The following is an 18,222-nucleotide window of genomic DNA, read 5'->3' as shown; positions in this document are numbered from 1 at the left end:
CGCATGCCAAAGCGGACACCAAAACCATCGTCGACCCATCGGCCCGAACATGCGGTGCTGACAGGTCTTTTGCGTGAGCTGCGCCTCGCCGCAGGGATGACCCAGGCCCAGGCGGCAGAAGCGCTCGGCTTGACGCAAACGAGCGTCAGCGACTTGGAGACCGGCGACCGGGGTTTAGAACTGCTCGTGGTTCGAGACCTCGTCCGGATTTATCGGGCGGATTGGCGAGCATTTGTGGAGGAACTTGAGCGGAGGCTAGATGCGGGCCACAAGCCCGCTGCGTCGCTCATCCGCCAACGCGAAAAGGGGGAGGGACACTAGGCGGATGGACGTTCATTGCCGCCGCTCAAGCATTTGAAATTCTGCGCAAGCACGACCTTTGACATCACGGACCAGCGCGTAAGGAGAAGAATTCATGTCTGACGAAACAGCGGCAGCGGCGACACCCGAGAAGGCGACGCGCCGGAAGATTCCAGGGGGCTTTCCATACACGACGAGCCACGGTGTCTTGAAACGTGTGATGGAGAAGATTCCGACCTCGGAGAAGCCCTCCGTATTCAATACCGATTTTCTCGCTACCGTCATGGGCGCCACCGGTGGTGCAGCCCGGCCGATTCCGCCTATTTTGAAAGCAATGGGATTCCTCAGTCAGTCGGGGGCTCCCACCGAACTGTATTCGCAATTTCAGACCGAGGCCGGCAGGGCAGGGGCAGCAATTCAGGGACTCAAGAAGGGGTTCGCCGAGATTTTCCGGCGAAATCAATATGCCCACCGTGCGGACAGGGCCGCCTTAACCGATATCGTCGTTGCGGTCACGGGGCTGCCCAAAACCGACCCTGTCGTGGGTTATATCGCCAACACCTTTCAGGTGTTTCAAGAATACGGAAAGGGATTCCGCGAAGACCAGGCGCCGACGGACAAAGACAAGGACCCGGAACCCCCGGTTCGCGAAAACCAATCGGGCACGTCCGGTTTTGTGGAAACTCCGCTCAAGAATCTGGCGTTGGCTTACAACATCAACATTATTTTGCCCGAGACCACGAACGTTGAAGTCTATAACGCGATATTCCGCAGCCTCAAAGGCAACCTTCTGACATGAACGACCACACCGTTGAATTATTCGTTCTCAAATGTGCGGTGATTCAGTCGGGCGTAAACGCGGAGAACATCGCGGCTAATCCGGACCAGGCCCGAGGCTTGGAGCCATGGGGCGATAATCTCGAACCCTTCATTCGGCAGTTCGAGCTGACCAACCGCCGTAATGCCGTGAAAATGGCGCGTTACTACGAGCTGTTCTATCTGCTCGAAAACGATATCCGACGCCTCATTATTGAAACCATGGAAGCGGCACACGGCGAAACTTGGTGGGATACGCGAGTGCCCCAGGGCGTCTTAGATGAAGTGAAGAAGAATCAGGCGCGAGAGGCTCAGGCTGCGGTAACGCAACGGTCCGACGACAACATTGACTACACGACCTTTGGCCAGCTCGGCGACATCATCCGCGAGAATTGGAGCGACTTCGCGGGAATGCTCAGCAATCAGTCGGCGGTCGGTCGTGTCCTCTCCGGGCTAAATATGCTGCGCGGGACCATTGCGCACTGCGGTGTATTGGCCGACGACGAGGTTGACCGGCTGAAGCTAGCCATCCGCGACTGGTTTCGGGTCCTAGAGGGGCCAAAGAGCTGACGGCGTCTCAGGGCGACTGATGGGGGCACTCAAACGTTGGCAACCCCCTGGCCGTTTGCTACGTTGGCCCCTTGGACCACCCCCTTGGACACTTTTGCCGGGCGGTCCGCGCCACCGGGGCTTTGTGCGGGGCGGGTTGTAGGGGAATCGTACCGGCTCCCTCACTCTCCGCCAGCCTTACAAAATAGCCCGCTCACGCGGGCTTTTTTGTGCGCGCCATCCTTGCACGTAGCCGAATACCCCTCGTATCCTTCGGCCAGGGGCACCCTTGATCGACTTCATGACGATCGCCGTCGACAGGCAATGTCGCGGCCTGGTGTGCGCAGTTCTGGATCACATGGAGCATAGGAAATGGTTCGAGTTCTTACCCGTCGCAACGCGTTGATCGCTTCTGCGGGCGTGGCAATGTTGTTCTCTTCGTTCAACACTCTGGCAGCGACCTGCGAAGAGTCGTTCAAAGCCATTGGCGACCCCCGGAACGGCCTTGCCTTCCTCGCCGAACGCACGATGCCGGGTCTCTCCGTCGACAGCGCCCTTGGCCAGATCCGCCAGTACGGCATGGATGAGAAATTCACCGTCGGAGCCGACACGGTGGACGGCAAGTCCGGCCAGGTGTACCTACTGCAGGATTCGAGCAATCCGCCGCTCGTCGTGACCTTCACGGCCCGCCCCGACGGCGTGGTGGGCCTCGCCACCAAGCTGGCTCGCGGCCAGAAGATGGACGTTGAGGCCGGGAAGCAGTACATGTGCGGCATGCTCAACAAGCTTAAATTGGGCAAGGAGGGGGAGGCTATCGCTGCCGGAGCCCGCAGCAAGTCCGACATGAGCCGCGTCACCGATACCACGGCCGTCGATCTGTCGGAAAGCGTGGGCAAGGAAGCAACGAAGCTTTCCCGTGCGATGAATGCCGGGTCCTTCAAAGACCTGCTCCTGGGTACTCATACCAGTCCGGACCAGCTGCGTGATCGCGATGCGATGTTCATGCCGTTGGTGGTCAAGTACACAGGCCGCAGGTACCGGATAGATGGCGAGGTCTATACGTCCTCGATCAATCCGTACAACGGTATGGGCGAAGTCGCGTGGCTGGTAACGAAAACCCGCGGCCTGCTTAGCGTCCGTCAAGATGACGATATGAATAACGGCCAGTTCACAGTAATTTGTGCGGTGGCGCGCGACCAGAATCCGCTAGTCGCGACGCTGCGAGGACACGACTTCGTCAAGCTCGAAGGCACCGTGGACCATATAGACCTGTCGGGCATCCACCTGAAAGAGTGCCGTCAGGCCAACTGACGGTAGTCCGGATCTATCGAGAGCACGGCCATCCAGTCGAAGAAGTAAATTCCATGGCGGCAACACTAGATCAACTACACGAGCTTCTTGCCTATTGCATGGACTTCGCTCACACCAAGCTCAAGGACTCCGGGGAATTCTTCCCGTTTGGAGCGACACTTTCGCCTGACGGCGACGTGGCCGCCGTCGGAGGATGGAGCGGCAACGAGAGGCCAAAAAGCCAGGAAATCTACCAACTGCTGGCCAGTGCGTTCATCTCAGCAGTTGGGGAGGGAAGAGTCATCGGTGTCGCGCTTGCTGCCGATGTCAATGTACCCGATCGATACAATTCGCCAGCGAAGGACGCACTTCGGGTGCAACTGGAAGCGCCGGGCTTCGCTCGGTTCATTTACGTGCCTTACGAGCTCCTGGTGCCGAGTCTGACGGTGGCCGAGCCGACGTGGGTGATGCACGAACCTTTCGCGGTCGAGATCAAGCCGATTTTCTTTCCGCCAGATCCTCAATGAAGCGGAACCGATATGAGGGGCGATGAGTCCTTCGGCCCGCCAAAGAAAAAGGCCCTGGAAGCTCGCTTAGTGCGGTTTCCAAGGCCTGTTTTCTTCGAATATTTGGTCGGGGAGACAGGATTCGAACCTGCGACTTCTACGTCCCGAACGTAGCGCTCTACCAGGCTGAGCTACACCCCGACGGGAGCCGCGTATATTAGCCATGACCCAAACGATTCGCAACAGGTCGTCGCATCTTTTTTACAATTGCGTCGCGAGACGGCGTCGGAGCGGGGCGGCCGGCGACCATCTGCTAATCTATGCGGCTGCCGCGTGGCGGCTCCGACTAGCCTGTCCCAAGAGGAATTGCATGGCACTCACCCCGGCCCGCACCATGCCTGGTGTCCTCGAGCTCCTTCCGCTCGACCAGATCGCCTTCCAGCGCATGCTGGACACGATTCGCCGTAACTACGAGCGATTCGGCTTCCTGCCGATCGAAACGCCGGTGATCGAGCATAGCGACGTGCTGCTGACCAAGAGTGGCGGCGAAACGGAGCGTCAGGTGTATTTCGTCCAGTCGACCGGTGCCCTTGGCGCGGCGGCGGAGAAGGGTGGCGTTCCCGAGCTGGCCCTGCGTTTCGACCTTACCGTGCCGTTGGCGCGTTACGTGGCCGAACACGAGCACGATCTCAGCTTCCCGTTCCGTCGCTACCAGATGCAGCGCGTGTATCGCGGTGAGCGCGCACAGCGCGGTCGCTTCCGCGAGTTCTACCAGTGCGACATCGACGTGATCGGCAAGGATTCGCTGTCGGTGCGTTATGACGCCGAGATTCCGGCCGTTATCTACAGCGTGTTCCGCGAGCTCAACATCGGCGCGTTTACCATCCAGCTCAATAACCGCAAGCTCATGCGCGGCTATTTCGAGAACCTGGGTGTGAGTGATGCCGAGCAGCAGATGCTGGTGTTGCGTGAAGTGGACAAGCTCGACAAGCGCGGCGCCGACTACGTGCGCGAGACGCTCACCGGTGAGGCCTTCGGCCTGTCGGCGGATGTCGCGGACAAGATCCTCGCCTTCGTCCAGGTGCGTTCGACCTCCGTCGCCGACGCCTTCGCGAAGCTCGACGCCCTGGGCTCCGGCTCGGAAACCTTCGAGCAGGGTCGCGCCGAGCTGAAGGAAGTGCTGGCGATGATTCGCGACTTCGACGTACCGGAGACGCATTTTGCCCTGAATCTTTCCATTGCTCGTGGCCTCGACTACTACACGGGTACGGTCTACGAGACGACGCTCAACGACCATCCGGGCATCGGCTCGATTTGCTCCGGTGGGCGCTACGAGAACCTTGCTGGCCAGTACACCAAGTCGCACCTGCCGGGCGTGGGCATTTCGATCGGCCTGACGCGTCTGTACTGGCAGCTGCGCGACGCCGGCCTCATCTCGACGGCGCAGAGCACGGTGGATGTGCTCGTTACGCAGATGGACGCGGCCCAGTTGCCAGCCTACCTGACCCTCGCAACCGAACTGCGCAACGCTGGCATCGCCACCGAAGTGGTGCTTGAGGGCAGCAAGCTCGGCAAGCAGTTCAAGTACGCCGACCGCGCGGGCATCCGCTTTGTCATCGTGCTGGGCGAAGACGAGATCGCCAAGGGCGTCGTCACGGTGAAAGACCTGCGTCGTGAAGATCAGTTCGAAGTGGCCCGCACCGAGTTGGTGAAGACCCTTCGTGTCGAACTCGCTCAGGCCGACATCGGCCGCTGAGCCGCTCCATCCCCACCTCCCTTTTGCACGGCCAAAGTCCCCATGACCAGCAGCATCCTTCTCGACGGGCGTAGCCTCACACGCGGCCAGGTCGCCGTCATCGCGCGTCAGGGCGCCTCCATTCGTCTGGACGAGGCGCAGCTCGTCAAGGTGAAGCGGGCGGCGGACTTCCTCGCCGAGAAGGTCGGTGGGGGCGAGCCGATCTATGGCGTGACCACCGGGTTCGGTAGCAATGCCGATAAGCTGCTCGGCGCGCACCGCGTGCGCGACGAACTGCCGGGTGGCAATCCGGAACCGCGCGAAGGCACGCTGCTGGAAGAGCTGCAGCACAACCTGATCATCACTCACGCTGTTTGCGTCGGTAAGCCGTTCGGCGAGGACGTCGTGCGGGCCATGCTCGCCATCCGCGTGAACACGCTGATGAAGGGTCATTCGGGTATCCGCGTGGAGACCCTGCGCGCGCTGGCCGAACTGCTCAACCGTAACGTCATCCCGGTCATTCCGGAGAAGGGCTCGGTCGGCGCCAGTGGCGATCTCGCGCCGCTGTCGCACCTGGCCATCGTGCTGCTTGGCGGCGGCGAAGCCTTCTACCAAGGCGTTCGTATGCCCGGCGCACAGGCGCTGGCCAAGGCCGGCCTCGAACCGGTGCGCCTGTCCTTCAAGGAAGGCCTGGCCCTGAACAACGGCACGACGCAGATGCTCGCCACGGGCGTCCTCGCGCTGGATACCATGGACATGCTGATCCGCACGGCCGATCTGGCTGCCGCGATGACGCTGGATGCCTTCGCCGGCCGTAAGGGCGCCTACGCTGAGCAGGTGCATGCCCTGCGTCCGCACCCGGGGCAGGTCGAGACCGCGAAGCAGATCAGCAGCCTCCTCGAAGGGTCGACGCTGGCGGACATTGCTTACCACATGGTTCCGCGCTTCAAGCCGTGGCTGGCCGATTCCTGGTCCGAGCCCTCCGACCAGGCCTACCGCTTCGACATCAGCTGGGACTGGGTGCCTGCGACCCAGCGCCACGGTAAGGAAGCCTTCTACTCGCGCTTCCTCCCGTTCAAGGGTGGCAAGAAGCATCAGCCGCAGGACGCTTACTGCCTGCGTTGCGCGCCGCAGGTGCATGGTGCCGTTCGCGATGCGTGGGAGCAGGCCTGCCGCGTCTTCGACATCGAGCTGAATGCCGTCACCGACAACCCGTTGGTCTTCCCGGATGCCGAGAACGCCCAGGTGATCGAAGACCAGGTGATCTCGGCAGGCCATTTCCATGGCATGCCGCTGGCACTCGCGATGAGTTACGTGAAGGCGGCGATTCCCGTGCTCGCCTCGATCTCCGAGCGCCGCACGGCGAAGCTGGTGGACCCGGCCAACAACGACGGCCTGCCGGCGTTCCTCATCGGTAACGAGGATGCGACCGACTCCGGCTTCATGATCGTGCAGTACACCGCTGCCGCCCTGGTCAACGACCTCGCCACGCGCGCGCATCCGGCTTCCGTGTACTCGGTGCCGACCAGTGCGAACGCCGAGGACCACGTGTCCATGGGCGCCAACGAGGCGCGCCACGTGCTCGAGATGACCGAAGACCTCGGCCACGTGCTGGCGATGGAGCTGTACACCGCGGCACAGGCCCTGGAATACCGCCAGGACATGCTCAATGCCGCGCGTACGCTGGCCCACCGTGGCGACTGGGAAGCCCTGGCTGCCAAGATCAACGGTGCGCCGCGCAGCGACTCGCCGCACTACGCCCGTTTCGAGACCGAAGTGCGGGCGCTGATGGATGCGCTGGCGCGTGCCGAAGATTTCCACGGTGGTGTCGCCGTGCGTACCGCCCTGGCCACCCTGCGCGAGCACATCGCTTTCATGCAGCGTGACCGTGCGATGGATGGCGACGTGCGGCTGGTGTGCGAACTGGTGGCCTCCGGGCGGCTCGTTTCCTGAGCAAGCGTTAGAGCGCGAAAAAACGAAGACTGGCCGCCGCCTCCATGGCCGGCGACCAGTCGTCGAGCGTGCCGGCCCGGATGCCGGCCAGATACTGGTAGAGCTGGGCGTCGTTGATGAGGCCCAGCTTGGCCATGGCCGAGCGCTTCTGTCGGCTGATCGTCTTCAGGCTACGCCCCATCGAGGCGGCGATCTCCACCAGCCCGTACCCCTGCGCGTAGGCGCGTAAGACCTCCACCTCACGGGGCGACAGCCGCGTGGCGGGCTCGTCCGCGCCACCGACACACTCTGCCGAGTGGAACAGCCGACGGATCGCCGGACTCAGGTACGACCGGCCGATGTCGGCGGCGTGGACGGCGACGGGGATATCACGCAGGCTCGTCCGTTTGTCGAAGATGGCTGCGACGCCCATGTCAATGAGCGTGCGGAGGATGGCCGGGTTGGACAGCATGGTCAGCACGACGATGCCTGTATCCGGGCGGAGGGCGCGGATGCGGCGAATCATCGGCATGCCATCGGGCTGGCTGCCTTCGGGCATGGAAAAATCGGTCACGACGACATCGCAGGGGTGGTCGGCGAGGGCGTCGAACAGGGCCTCTGTATCGTGGGCGCGCGCGACTACCCGATAGCGGTGCGACTTCAGGATGGTCTCGACGCCTGCGACAACGACGGGGTGATCGTCCGCGATGATCACGGTACTCGGCATGAAAAGGGCTCACGAGGGTGGAAATGCGGCCATCTTGTCGAGCGGCCGATTCGGGGTATATGGAAGAAAAGCGCAATCGCGTGTCGGTGCTTGCCACGCTGAAGTTGCCGCGTTACGATGAGTTATCGTATTAACGCGTTAGTACACTATGAAACGTCGCACACTCGATCCGGAAACTCCTGCCAATTCGGCCGAAGCCAGTCTCTGCGAGGCCCTCCTGGGGCTCTCAGGGGTGGATGAGATGCGGGCCTTCCTGCACGACCTCTGCACCCCGGCGGAAATCGAGGTGATGGTGGATCGATGGAGGGTCGTGCCTTATCTGTTGGAAGGGCGCTCCTACCGGGAGATCCACGAACGCACGGCGGTGAGCATCACCACCATCGGACGCGTGGCGCGTTACCTCAACCAGGGCAGTGGTGGCTACATGGCCGCCGCCGCGCGCCGCAACCTCGCAGGTGTCGTATGAAGCCGCGTGATCGACTGCGCATCGCCATGCAGAAGTCCGGCCGGCTGACCGAGCCTGCCCAGGAATTGCTTGCGCGTTGTGGCCTTAAGTTCCGGCAGAGCCGGGACAAACTCTTCTGCTTCGGCGAGGGGGAACCGGTGGACCTCCTGCTGGTGCGCGACGACGACATCCCGGGCCTCATCGCCGAAGGCGTCTGTGACCTCGGCATCGTCGGCCGCAACGTGCTGCGCGAGTTTCAGCTGTCCAACCCGGATACGGGCGGCGGCATGGATGAGTTGCGGCCGCTCGGCTTCGGCCACTGCCGCCTGTCCATTGCCGTGCCCCAGGAGGACGCTTACGACGGTCCGGCCCAGCTTCACGGTCAGCGTATTGCCACGTCGTATCCGGGCCTTCTCGGCGAATGGCTCAGGAGCAACGGCGTCGACGCGAAGGTGGTGATGCTCGCCGGCTCGGTGGAGATCGCGCCTCGCCTTGGCACGGCCGACGCGATCTGCGACCTGGTCTCCAGCGGGGCGACGCTGGTGGCGAACCAGTTGCGCGAAGCCGTCGTGGTCGTGGAGAGCGAAGCGGTGCTGGCCGGCCGTCGCGAACTGCCGCTCGACGAGCGCGGCGAGATCGCCGAATTGCTTCTGCGCCGCCTCGACGGCGTGATTCAGGTGCGCGATTCGCGATTGATCCTCATGCAGGCGCCGCGCGATGCGCTTGCAGCGATCACCCGCCTGTTGCCGGGACTGCCCATTCCCACCCTCACGCCTGTGGACGGCTCGCCCGACCAGGTCGTGCTGCAGGCGCTGTGCGCCGGCTCGGTGAGCTGGCGCCAACTCGAAGACATGAAACGCGCCGGTGCCCGCGACATGCTGGTATTGCCGGTGGAGAAGATGCTGGCATGAAACGAATCGACTGGAAGGGCCTCGACGAGGCCGGTCGCGACGCGGCACTCGCACGACCGATGCAGTCCCGGGCAAGCACGCTGCGCGAAGGCGTGGAAGCCATCATCGCCGACGTGCGCGCCCGCGGCGACGTCGCACTCGTCGAGCTCACGGCCCGCTACGACGGCAGCACGCTCGACGCGTTGGCCGTGACCGAGGCCGAGTTTGCGGCGGCCGAGGCCCGGTTGCCGCTGAAACTCAAGGCAGCCGTGCTCGAAGCGGCCGCGCGCATCGAACGTTTTCATCGCGCCGCCGCGCTGACGCCGGTCAGCGTCGAGACCGCTCCCGGCGTCCGCGTCGAACGCATCCTGCGACCCATCGGACGCGTCGGTCTTTACGTGCCCGCTGGCGGCGCGCCGTTGCCCTCGACCGCGATCATGCTCGGTGTTCCAGCAGCTATCGCGGGATGCCGCGAAGTGGTCCTGTGCACGCCGGTGCAGGCCAATGGCCGCTGCGACGACGCGGTGCTGTTTGCCGCGAAAGCGACCGGCGTGCATCGCGTATTCAAACTCGGCGGCGCGCAGGCGATTGCCGCGATGGCGTATGGCACCTCGTCGGTGCCTCGCTGTGACAAGATCTTCGGCCCGGGCAACGCCTGGGTCACCGAGGCGAAACTGCAGGTCGCGGGTGATCCCGCCGGCGCCGCCATCGACATGCCCGCGGGCCCCTCTGAAGTTCTCGTGATCGCCGACGCCGACGCGGATCCGCGCTTCATCGCGGCGGACCTCCTTTCGCAAGCCGAGCACGGCCCGGATTCCCAGGTGTTGCTGGTCAGCCCCTCGGTGACGCAGCTCGATGCCGTAGCCACGGAAGTGGAGCGTCAGCGTCGCGAACTTCCTCGCGCCGAGGTAGCGGCGGCCGCGCTGGGCGAAAGCCGGCTGATCCTCGTCGCCGACCTCGACGAAGCGGTCGAGGTAAGTAATCGCTACGCTCCGGAGCACCTGATCATCCAGACGGCCGATCCGCGGGCTCTGCTCGACGCCGTGGAATCCGCAGGCTCGGTGTTCCTCGGCGAATGGACGCCCGAATCGGTGGGCGACTACTGCAGTGGCAGCAACCACGTGCTGCCTACCTACGGTTACGCGCGCAGCTACAGCGGCGTGTCGGTGGCCAGTTTCCAGAAGCAGGTGACGGTACAGGAGCTCTCGGCACAAGGCCTGCGCAACATCGGTCCCTGTGCGGCGATTCTCGCCGAGGCCGAACAACTCGAAGCCCACCGCCGCGCGGTTACCCTGCGCCTCGCTGCCATGGACGCCGCCGCATGAGCATCCTCGACCGCGCACGTCCCGATATCCGCGCGCTTGCGCCGTACTCCAGCGCCCGCATGGAAGCGCAGGGTGGCACCGTGCTGCTCAACGCCAACGAATCCTCGCGACCACCGAACGTGCCGGGAGGGGAGGGGCTCAATCGTTATCCCGACCCGCAGCCCGTCGGCCTGGTCGCGACACTCGCCGAGCTCTATGGCAGCGCGCCCGACCGCCTTCTCGTAACGCGCGGAAGCGACGAATCGATCGACCTGCTCGTACGCGCCTTCTGCCGTGCGGGCGAAGACGCCGTGCTTATCTCGCCGCCCACGTTCGGCATGTACGCCGTGTGTGCGCGCATCCAGGGCGCCGCCGTCATCGAATCGCCGCTCAGCCGCGAGGGTGTGCTCGACATCGACGCCCTGATTGAAGCAGTGACCCCTGCCACGAAAATCGTCTTCGTCTGCACGCCGAACAACCCCACCGGCAACCTGGTCGATCGCTACGACCTGGAGCGTATGGCCAAGGCACTTGAAGGTCGCGCGCTGCTGGTGATCGACGAGGCCTATGCGGAGTACAGCGGTCTCGCCAGCGCCGCCTCGCTCATCGATACCTACGATAACGTCGCCGTGCTGCGTACGCTTTCGAAGGCCTGGTCACTGGCCGGTGCCCGTGTCGGCGCCTGCATCGCGCGCGCCGAGGTCATCGGTCTGCTGCGCCGGATCATTCCACCGTACCCGCTGCCTTCTCCGTGCGTGGATGCCGCCATGGGAGCGCTTTCTTACGAAGGTCGCCGTCTGCAGCGTCACCATCTGCATGAGATCCTCAACGAGCGTGCGCGCATGGTCGTCGCCCTGCGTGCGATGCCCGGGGTGAAGGAAGTGATGCCGTCGCACGCCAACTTCCTCGCCGTGCGCTTCGATGACGCGGCGGGCACGTACCGCCGACTGCTCGCGGCTGGCGTCGTGGTACGCGATGTGTCGAAGTACGCCGGGCTGGAGGACGCCCTGCGCATCACCATCGGCACCGGCAACGAGAATGATCGCGTGCTGGCGGTGCTGCGCGTCGGAGCGCCCGCATGAGCCGGAAAATCCTTTTCGTCGATCGCGACGGTTGCCTGATCGAGGAGCCGGCCGACCAGCAGATCGACAGCTACGAGAAGCTGGCGCTGATGCCCGGCGTGATCGCCGCTTTGCAGCGCTGCGTGGCGGCGGGCTACGAGCTGGTGATGGTCACCAACCAGGATGGCCTCGGGACGCCTTCGTTTCCACAGGCTTCGTTCGACGGGCCACATAGCCTGCTGCTGAATATCCTCGGCTCCCAGGGCATCACGTTCCGCGAGCAACTGATCGATCGCAGTTTTCCGCACGAGAACCGGGATACGCGCAAGCCGGCAACCGGCCTCGCGCGCCACTGGCTCGCGGACGATGGCTGGAGTCGCGCGCAGTCGGCCATGATCGGTGATCGTGAAACCGATCTTGCCTTTGCCGCGAATCTAGGTGTCCGTGGTTTCCGCGTGGGTGTCGAGGGCGCGAGCTGGGCGGACGTCGCGCATGCACTGCTCGACGCGCCGCGGACCGCCGAGGTGTTGCGCAAGACGAAGGAAACCTCGATCCGCGTGAATGTCGATCTTGATCGTGTGGCCGAGCCGAACGTGCACACGGGACTTGGCTTCTTCGACCACATGCTCGAGCAGATCGGCAAGCATGGCGGCTTCGCGCTCAGCCTCACCTGTGACGGCGACACCCACATCGACGAGCACCACACCATCGAGGATTCCGCGCTGGCCCTGGGTCAGGCCTTGCGACAGGCGCTCGGGGATAAACGTGGCATCGGCCGCTACGGTTTCGCGCTGCCGATGGATGAGAGCGCGGCGCGCGCCGAGCTGGACCTCTCCGGTCGGCCTTATTTCGTGTTCGAAGGCAGTTTCCCGCGTGACCGTGTCGGCGACGTGCCGACCGAACTGGTCCCGCACTTCTTCCGCTCGCTGTGTGAAACCCTGGGCGCGAACCTGCACCTGACCGTGCATGGCGACAACGCGCACCACATGGTCGAAGGCTGCTTCAAGGTCGTCGCCCGCACGTTGCGGCAGGCGATCCGTCGCGAAGGCGCGGAGCTGCCGAGCACCAAGGGCACCCTCTGATGACGGTGGTTCTCGTCGATGCGGGCGGCACTAACATCGGCTCGGTGCGTTACGCCTTGCAACGCCTGGGTCGTGATGCCGAGCTGACCTCGGATGCAACGCGCATTCGCGCGGCCAGCCATGTGATCCTTCCCGGCGTCGGTGCCGCTGCACCGGGCATGCGGATGCTTCGCGAAGCGGGTCTGGTCGATGTCCTGCGTGGCCTGACGCAGCCCGTGCTCGGCGTATGCCTGGGCATGCAGCTGTTATGCGAGCGATCCGAAGAGAGCGACACGGAGTGCCTCGGTGTCATCCCTGCGCGCGTGAAGCGCTTCGCCGAAGCGCCCGGCCTGCGCGTGCCGCACATGGGCTGGAACACGCTCAACGTCACCACACCGCACTGCCTTACCTCCGGCCTGCGCGAAGGAGATGCGGCGTACTTCGTGCACAGCTTCGCCGTGCCCACCGGCGAGTACACGCTGGCCGCGAGCGAGCACGGCGTACCTTTCTCGGCCGTGGTCGCCTCCGGTAACTTCATGGGCATGCAGTTCCACCCCGAGCGTTCCGCCGGTGTGGGCGCCCAGCTCCTGCGGAATTTCCTTTCTCTATGACGCTACCCATTCCCGCCATCGATCTGCGCGAAGGCAAGGTCGTTCGCTTGTTCAAGGGCGATTACGCGCAACAGACCACCTTTGCCTTCGAGCCTGAAGCACTCGCCGCGCGTTATGCGGATGAGGGCGCGACCTGGCTGCACGTCGTCGATCTCGACGGCGCGCGATCGGGCCACTTCGAAAACCTCTCGACCATTGCCGGTATCGCGTCCAGTGGTCGCCTCCGCGTGCAGGCGGGCGGTGGCATCCGCGACGAAGAAGGCGTGCGCCGCCTGCTCGATGCCGGCGTCGAGCGCGTCGTCGTCGGTAGCGTGGCCATTCGCGACCCGGAGGCGGTGGCGGCGTGGATCGGTCGCTACGGTTCGGAGCGCATCGTGCTGGCGCTCGATACGCGCTTTCGCGATGGCCTTTGGAAGCTGCCGAGCGCCGGCTGGACGGCCGACGAAGTGCATACGCTCGACGATCTCGTGCCCTGGTACGAGGCCGCGGGAGCGCGCCATCTGCTGTGCACCGATATCGATCGCGACGGCACCATGAGTGGACCGAACCTGGCGCTCTACCGGCATCTGGCCGAACTCGCTCCCGGTCTGGATGTGCAGGCCTCGGGGGGCGTGAAGGCACTCACGGACGTCACCGATCTCGCCCTGCAGGGCGTGGCCGGCATCATCCTCGGGCGGTCCCTGCTCGAGGGGGCCTTTGCCTTGCCCGAAGCCATCGCCACCGCAGCACGGGCGAACGCGACATGCTGAGTCGCCGTATTGTTCCTTGCCTCGACGTGCGCGACGGGCAGGTCGTCAAAGGTGTCCGTTTTCGCGACCATGTCGTGGTGGGCGAAATCGTCGAGCTCGCGTTGCGCTATCGCGACGAGGGTGCCGACGAGCTGGTGTTTTACGACATCACCGCCAGTCCCGAGGGCCGCCGTGTCGACCGTGACTGGGTGGAGCGCGTCGCGCGCGAAATCGATATTCCGTTTTGTGTCGCCGGCGGCATCCGCAGCGTGGACGATGCGCGCGAGGTACTGCATGCGGGTGCCGACAAGATATCGATCAACTCGCCAGCCCTCGAGAGGCCGGCGCTCATCAGCGAGATCGCCGAGGCCTTCGGCGTGCAGTGCGTGGTGGTCGGCATCGACAGCCTGCGTGACGACGACGGCGAGTGGCGCGTGCGCCAGTACACCGGTGACCCTTCCCGGACGAAAGCCTTGCGCAAAGGCACCCTGGAGTGGATCGCTGAAGTGCAGACGCTGGGAGCCGGTGAGATCGTACTCAACTGCATGGGCACGGACGGCGTTCGTCGCGGCTACGACATCGAGCAACTCAAGGCCGCACGTGAGATCAGTCGCGTGCCCCTGGTGGCCTCCGGTGGCGCGGGTACAGCCATGCATTTCGCTGAAGTATTCAAGGAAGCCGATGTCGACGCTGCGCTTGCCGCGAGCGTTTTTCACTCGGGCGACATAGGCATTCCCGCGCTGAAGCGCGAGCTGCGCACGCACGGTATCGAGGTACGGCTATGAACGACACGACTCCCGATTTCGCCAAGGGCGATGGCTTGTTGCCGGCGATCGTCCAACACGCGCAGTCCGGCGAGGTGCTGATGCTTGGGTATATGGACGAAGCCGCGCTGGCCAGGACGCGCGAAAGTGGCCTGGTCACGTTTTTCAGCCGTAGCAAGCAGCGTTTATGGACGAAGGGGGAAACATCGGGCGACTCATTGGCGCTCGTCGACATCCGCCTGGACTGCGATGCGGATACCTTCCTGGTTCGTGCGATTCCCGCCGGGCCGACCTGCCATAACGGCACGTCGAGTTGCTTCGGCAACGATGCGAAGCCTTCCTTGGGTTTTCTCGCCGAGCTGGACGCGTTGGTGGCGTCACGGCATGCCGAACGGCCGGACGGCAGCTACACGACGAAGCTGTTCGAAGGCGGCATTCGCCGTATGGCGCAGAAAGTCGGGGAGGAGGGCGTCGAGACGGCACTGGCCGCGGTCGCCGAAGACGACGAAGCACTGATCGGCGAAGCGGCCGATCTGGTCTTTCATCTGATGGTGGTGTTGCGTGCGCGCGGCATCGGATTCGATGCCGTTGCGGCAAAGCTATCTGCCCGCCACGCGGGCAAATAGGGGAATGTGGAACAGGAAAATGTGGAACAGGAAAATGTGGAACAGGAAAATGTGGAACAGGAAAATGTGGAACAGGAAAATGTGGGACAGGGAAATGTGGGACAGGGAAATGTGGACCAGGAAAATGTGGGAGCCGCTTCAGCGGCGAAAAGCCTACGAAGCGGTTTAGCCGGAAGCCTCATTTAGCCAGAGGCAATCTGGCCCGCTGCCGCGGGATCGCCGCTGAAGCGGCTCCCACAAAAGAGCATTGCCGCTGAAGCGGCTCCTACATTCGCTTATTAGCGGTTGCCGCTGCGGTTGCCACCGCCGCCACCGCCGCCGCCGCCACCACCGCTGCGATTGCCGCCGGGGCCACCGCCACCGGGACGGCCACCGCGGTTGCCGCCAGGACGCGGACCAGCACCGCCGCCGCCGGCACGGTTACCACCGCCACCGCCGCCTGCACGATTGCCGTTAGCAGCGCCGCCGCTGGCGCGATTACCGCCACCGCCGCCAGCCGCACGATTACCACCGCCACCGCCGCCGCCTGCACGGTTGCCGCCGAAGCCGCCACCGCCGCCCGGGGCACGGTTGCCGCCGCCGCCCGGTGCGCCACCGGTGCGCGGACCGCGATTGCCGCCACCACCTGCGCCGCCGCCATCAAAGCGAGCGCCGCCGCCGGTGCGATTGCCTTCGGCACGGCCCGGGCCACCCGGACCTGCGGAGCGATTGCCGCCGCCAGCACCCGGACCGCCGCTACGACCCGCCGGACGCGGGCCACGGTTGCCCGCGGTATTGCCTGCTGCGTTACCACCACCGGTGCGGCTGTCGCCGGCAAACCAGGTGCGGGGCGACGGGAGTTCCTGGCCCGGCGCGACGCGACGCGAGCGCTGGCCACCGGCCGCGCCACCACCGCCCCGCTCGGGACGGGCGACGTTGCCGTTTACTTCGCGACGCGGAGCGCCGCCCTGACCACCGCCGCCACCCGGGCGACCACGACCGCCGCCAGCGCCGCCACGGCCGCCACGCGGGTTGTCGTCGCGCAGGCGATCGAACGCGGTGAGTTCACGGGCTTCGTCGTGACGACCCGAGCTCCAGGCACCTGCCGGACGGCCGTCCGGCTTGTACTCGGTGACATGGCGCGGGGCGCGACGCTGGTGCACGACGGCACTCAGGGTGAGCACCGGCGCGGGAGCGCCGAGGCCGGCGCGCTCGCGCAGTTCCTTGATCGCGGTTTCGTCGAGGTTGTCGCTGTCGCCACGACGCAGGGCACGCGGAAGTTCCACGGTGCCGTAGCGGATGCGCTTGAGGCGGCTGACCAGGAAGCCCTGCGAATCCCACAGGCGACGGACTTCGCGGTTGCGGCCCTCGCGAATGGTGACGCGGAACCAGCTGTGGCTGCCGCCGCGGCTGATGGTGGCGATCTCGTCGAAGCGGGCGGGGCCGTCTTCGAGTTCGACACCGGCCTTGAGGCGCTCGATGGTCTCATCGGGCACTTCGCCGTGGACACGGCAGAGGTATTCGCGCTCGAGGCCGCTCTTGGGATGCATCAGGGCGTTGGCGAGTTCGCCATCCGTCGTGAGCAGGAGCAGGCCCGTCGTGTTGATGTCGAGGCGACCCACGGCGACCCAGCGCGCACCCTTCAGGCGCGGCAGCTGCTCGAACACGGTGGGACGGCCTTCGGTGTCGTCGCGGGTGGTCACCACGCCTTCCGGCTTGTGGTAGACGATGACTTCGGCGTCGTTGCGGTTGTCGGTGGCGACGACGAACTGCTTGCCGTCGATGACCACACGGTCACCGGCATGCACGCTGGCGCCGATGGTGGCGGCGGTGCCGTTGACTTCGACTTCGCTCGCTTGGATGCGCTGTTCGAGCATGCGGCGCGAGCCGAGGCCGGCGTTGGCCAGGACCTTGTGCAGGCGCTCTTCGAGCACGGTGCCATCATCGGGACGGCTTTCGCCGCGCTTAAGGGATAGAACGGAACGTTGCGGCGCACTCATGCGCGTGACTCCTCGGTATCTTCTTCGGCGTCGTCTTTGGCGACGTCGCCTTCGGGGTTCTCTGCCTCTTCGGCAGTGGCGGAAGCCGCGGCGACATCGTCGCCGGCAGGCAGCTGGTTCGCGACCTCGACCGTTTCGTCCTCTGCGGACGGGGTCTCGGTAGCGTGTGTTTCTTCGATCGTTATGGACTCGGCCACAACATCATCGGATTCTTCGGTATTCGTGGAGCTTTCGTTCTCGTTGTCCGGGTCGATCGAAAGGGTGGCTCCGACGCGCGCGTGCGCGGGAATGCCATCACCGTCGAACCGCATCTGCGGATTGATTTCCTCGAGATCGCGGATCTCGGAGAGCGGGGGCAGGGCGTCCAGCGACTTCAGGCTGAAGTAATCGAGGAAGCCCCTCGTGGTGCCGAACAGGGCCGGCTTGCCGGGAACGTCGCGATGGCCGACAACGCGGATCCATTCACGTTCCTCGAGCGTCTTGATGATGTTCGAGGAAACCACCACGCCACGGATCTGTTCGATTTCCGGGCGGGTAATCGGCTGGCGGTAAGCGATCAGCGCCAGTGTTTCAAGCAGTGCGCGGGAGTAGCGGCTGGGCTTTTCGGCCCACATCCGCGAGACCCAGGCGTGCACATCGCGCCGGACCTGGTAACGCCAGCCCGAGGCGACTTCGATCAGGTCGACGCCGCGACCGTCGCAGTCGTGCGTCAGGGAAGCAAGCGCAACCACGATATCGTCCGTGGTGACCTCGTCCTCGTCGCCGAAGATCGCCATCAACTGCGCGATCGTCATCGGCTGGGTCGACGCCAGCAGCGCCGCTTCCACGATGGGTTTCAGTTGTTCGGGTTGCATAGGCCTTCGGTGGTTCGATGTTCGTGGCCCGCAAAGGCCATCAG

The 18,222-nt window shown here is 64.6% G+C and carries 19 protein-coding genes and 1 tRNA gene; 16 read left to right on the top strand and 4 right to left on the bottom strand.

The features are described from left to right. Positions 1 to 3: 3 nt before the first annotated feature. The 5 genes from ACVWWJ_RS16615 (at position 4) to ACVWWJ_RS16595 (ending at position 3,482) form a co-directional block, all read left to right on the top strand. Positions 4 to 321 carry a helix-turn-helix transcriptional regulator gene (locus ACVWWJ_RS16615; protein ID WP_456968752.1) on the top strand — a complete coding sequence of 106 codons (318 nt, stop codon included), beginning with the start codon at positions 4 to 6 and terminating at the stop codon, positions 319 to 321. A 94-nt stretch (positions 322 to 415) separates the two neighbouring features. Further along, positions 416 to 1,099, top strand: coding sequence for a DUF5343 domain-containing protein (locus ACVWWJ_RS16610; RefSeq protein WP_456968751.1), 684 nt, complete (start codon positions 416 to 418; stop codon positions 1,097 to 1,099). Beyond that, a complete protein-coding gene (locus tag ACVWWJ_RS16605; RefSeq protein ID WP_456968750.1) occupies positions 1,096 to 1,686 on the top strand; it encodes a Swt1 family HEPN domain-containing protein in 591 nt (196 codons plus the stop codon). The genes ACVWWJ_RS16610 and ACVWWJ_RS16605 overlap by 4 nt, the downstream gene beginning before the upstream one ends. 381 nt (positions 1,687 to 2,067) lie before the next feature. After that, positions 2,068 to 2,976, top strand: a complete 909-nt coding sequence (locus ACVWWJ_RS16600) for a hypothetical protein (protein WP_456968749.1) — start codon at positions 2,068 to 2,070, stop codon at positions 2,974 to 2,976. A 53-nt stretch (positions 2,977 to 3,029) separates the two neighbouring features. Next, positions 3,030 to 3,482 carry a hypothetical protein gene (locus ACVWWJ_RS16595; RefSeq protein ID WP_456968748.1) on the top strand — a complete coding sequence of 151 codons (453 nt, stop codon included), beginning with the start codon at positions 3,030 to 3,032 and terminating at the stop codon, positions 3,480 to 3,482. A gap of 103 nt (positions 3,483 to 3,585) precedes the next feature. On the opposite strand, the gene ACVWWJ_RS16590 is transcribed toward ACVWWJ_RS16595, so the two are convergent. Continuing rightward, positions 3,586 to 3,662 (bottom strand) — tRNA-Pro (locus ACVWWJ_RS16590). Between the two features lie 169 nt (positions 3,663 to 3,831). Here ACVWWJ_RS16590 and hisS point away from each other — a divergent pair. Together hisS and ACVWWJ_RS16580 are read left to right on the top strand one after the other, a co-directional pair. Continuing rightward, the gene (gene hisS / locus ACVWWJ_RS16585; protein ID WP_159896710.1) at positions 3,832 to 5,217 is read left to right on the top strand and encodes a histidine--tRNA ligase; all 1,386 of its coding nucleotides are present in this window, start codon (positions 3,832 to 3,834) and stop codon (positions 5,215 to 5,217) included. 42 nt (positions 5,218 to 5,259) lie between these two features. Continuing rightward, on the top strand, positions 5,260 to 7,149 hold the full coding sequence (locus tag ACVWWJ_RS16580) for an HAL/PAL/TAL family ammonia-lyase (protein WP_456968747.1): 1,890 nt from the start codon (positions 5,260 to 5,262) through the stop codon (positions 7,147 to 7,149). A 7-nt stretch (positions 7,150 to 7,156) separates the two neighbouring features. Here ACVWWJ_RS16580 and ACVWWJ_RS16575 read toward each other — a convergent pair whose 3' ends face one another. Further along, positions 7,157 to 7,855 (bottom strand): response regulator, encoded by a 699-nt coding sequence (locus ACVWWJ_RS16575; RefSeq protein ID WP_456968746.1) that lies wholly within the window; start codon positions 7,853 to 7,855, stop codon positions 7,157 to 7,159. Between the two features lie 148 nt (positions 7,856 to 8,003). Here ACVWWJ_RS16575 and ACVWWJ_RS16570 point away from each other — a divergent pair, with 148 nt between their 5' ends. The 9 genes from ACVWWJ_RS16570 to hisIE are packed head-to-tail and all read left to right on the top strand — an operon-like array spanning position 8,004 to position 15,345. Next, on the top strand, positions 8,004 to 8,321 hold the full coding sequence (locus ACVWWJ_RS16570) for a YerC/YecD family TrpR-related protein (protein WP_159896716.1): 318 nt from the start codon (positions 8,004 to 8,006) through the stop codon (positions 8,319 to 8,321). Then, positions 8,318 to 9,211: an ATP phosphoribosyltransferase gene (gene hisG / locus ACVWWJ_RS16565; RefSeq protein ID WP_159896718.1), complete on the top strand. Its 894-nt coding sequence runs from the start codon at positions 8,318 to 8,320 to the stop codon at positions 9,209 to 9,211. The genes ACVWWJ_RS16570 and hisG overlap by 4 nt, the downstream gene beginning before the upstream one ends. After that, positions 9,208 to 10,515, top strand: coding sequence for a histidinol dehydrogenase (gene hisD / locus ACVWWJ_RS16560; protein ID WP_456968745.1), 1,308 nt, complete (start codon positions 9,208 to 9,210; stop codon positions 10,513 to 10,515). The genes hisG and hisD overlap by 4 nt, the downstream gene beginning before the upstream one ends. Continuing rightward, positions 10,512 to 11,576 (top strand): histidinol-phosphate transaminase, encoded by a 1,065-nt coding sequence (gene hisC / locus ACVWWJ_RS16555; protein ID WP_456968744.1) that lies wholly within the window; start codon positions 10,512 to 10,514, stop codon positions 11,574 to 11,576. Before hisD ends, hisC begins: the two co-directional genes overlap by 4 nt. Beyond that, positions 11,573 to 12,637 carry a bifunctional histidinol-phosphatase/imidazoleglycerol-phosphate dehydratase HisB gene (gene hisB, locus ACVWWJ_RS16550; protein ID WP_456968743.1) on the top strand — a complete coding sequence of 355 codons (1,065 nt, stop codon included), beginning with the start codon at positions 11,573 to 11,575 and terminating at the stop codon, positions 12,635 to 12,637. The genes hisC and hisB overlap by 4 nt, the downstream gene beginning before the upstream one ends. After that, entirely contained in the window at positions 12,637 to 13,227 is a 591-nt protein-coding gene (hisH, locus tag ACVWWJ_RS16545) for an imidazole glycerol phosphate synthase subunit HisH (RefSeq protein WP_456968742.1), read from the top strand. The genes hisB and hisH overlap by 1 nt, the downstream gene beginning before the upstream one ends. Next, the gene (hisA, locus tag ACVWWJ_RS16540; protein ID WP_456968741.1) at positions 13,224 to 13,976 is read left to right on the top strand and encodes a 1-(5-phosphoribosyl)-5-[(5-phosphoribosylamino)methylideneamino]imidazole-4-carboxamide isomerase; all 753 of its coding nucleotides are present in this window, start codon (positions 13,224 to 13,226) and stop codon (positions 13,974 to 13,976) included. The genes hisH and hisA overlap by 4 nt, the downstream gene beginning before the upstream one ends. After that, positions 13,970 to 14,740: an imidazole glycerol phosphate synthase subunit HisF gene (gene hisF, locus ACVWWJ_RS16535; RefSeq protein ID WP_159897145.1), complete on the top strand. Its 771-nt coding sequence runs from the start codon at positions 13,970 to 13,972 to the stop codon at positions 14,738 to 14,740. Before hisA ends, hisF begins: the two co-directional genes overlap by 7 nt. Beyond that, positions 14,737 to 15,345, top strand: coding sequence for a bifunctional phosphoribosyl-AMP cyclohydrolase/phosphoribosyl-ATP diphosphatase HisIE (gene hisIE / locus ACVWWJ_RS16530; RefSeq protein WP_456968740.1), 609 nt, complete (start codon positions 14,737 to 14,739; stop codon positions 15,343 to 15,345). Before hisF ends, hisIE begins: the two co-directional genes overlap by 4 nt. Before the next feature lie 278 nt (positions 15,346 to 15,623). On the opposite strand, the gene ACVWWJ_RS16525 is transcribed toward hisIE, so the two are convergent. Together ACVWWJ_RS16525 and scpB are read right to left on the bottom strand one after the other, a co-directional pair. Continuing rightward, positions 15,624 to 17,324, bottom strand: a complete 1,701-nt coding sequence (locus tag ACVWWJ_RS16525) for a pseudouridine synthase (RefSeq protein WP_456968739.1) — start codon at positions 17,322 to 17,324, stop codon at positions 15,624 to 15,626. Beyond that, a complete protein-coding gene (gene scpB / locus ACVWWJ_RS16520) occupies positions 17,321 to 18,178 on the bottom strand; it encodes an SMC-Scp complex subunit ScpB (RefSeq protein WP_456968738.1) in 858 nt (285 codons plus the stop codon). The genes ACVWWJ_RS16525 and scpB overlap by 4 nt, the downstream gene beginning before the upstream one ends. Positions 18,179 to 18,222: the final 44 nt, after the last annotated feature.

The sequence above is a fragment of the Luteibacter sp. HA06 genome, from assembly GCF_054061215.1.
This window is presented reverse-complemented; position numbering and strand designations above follow the sequence as displayed.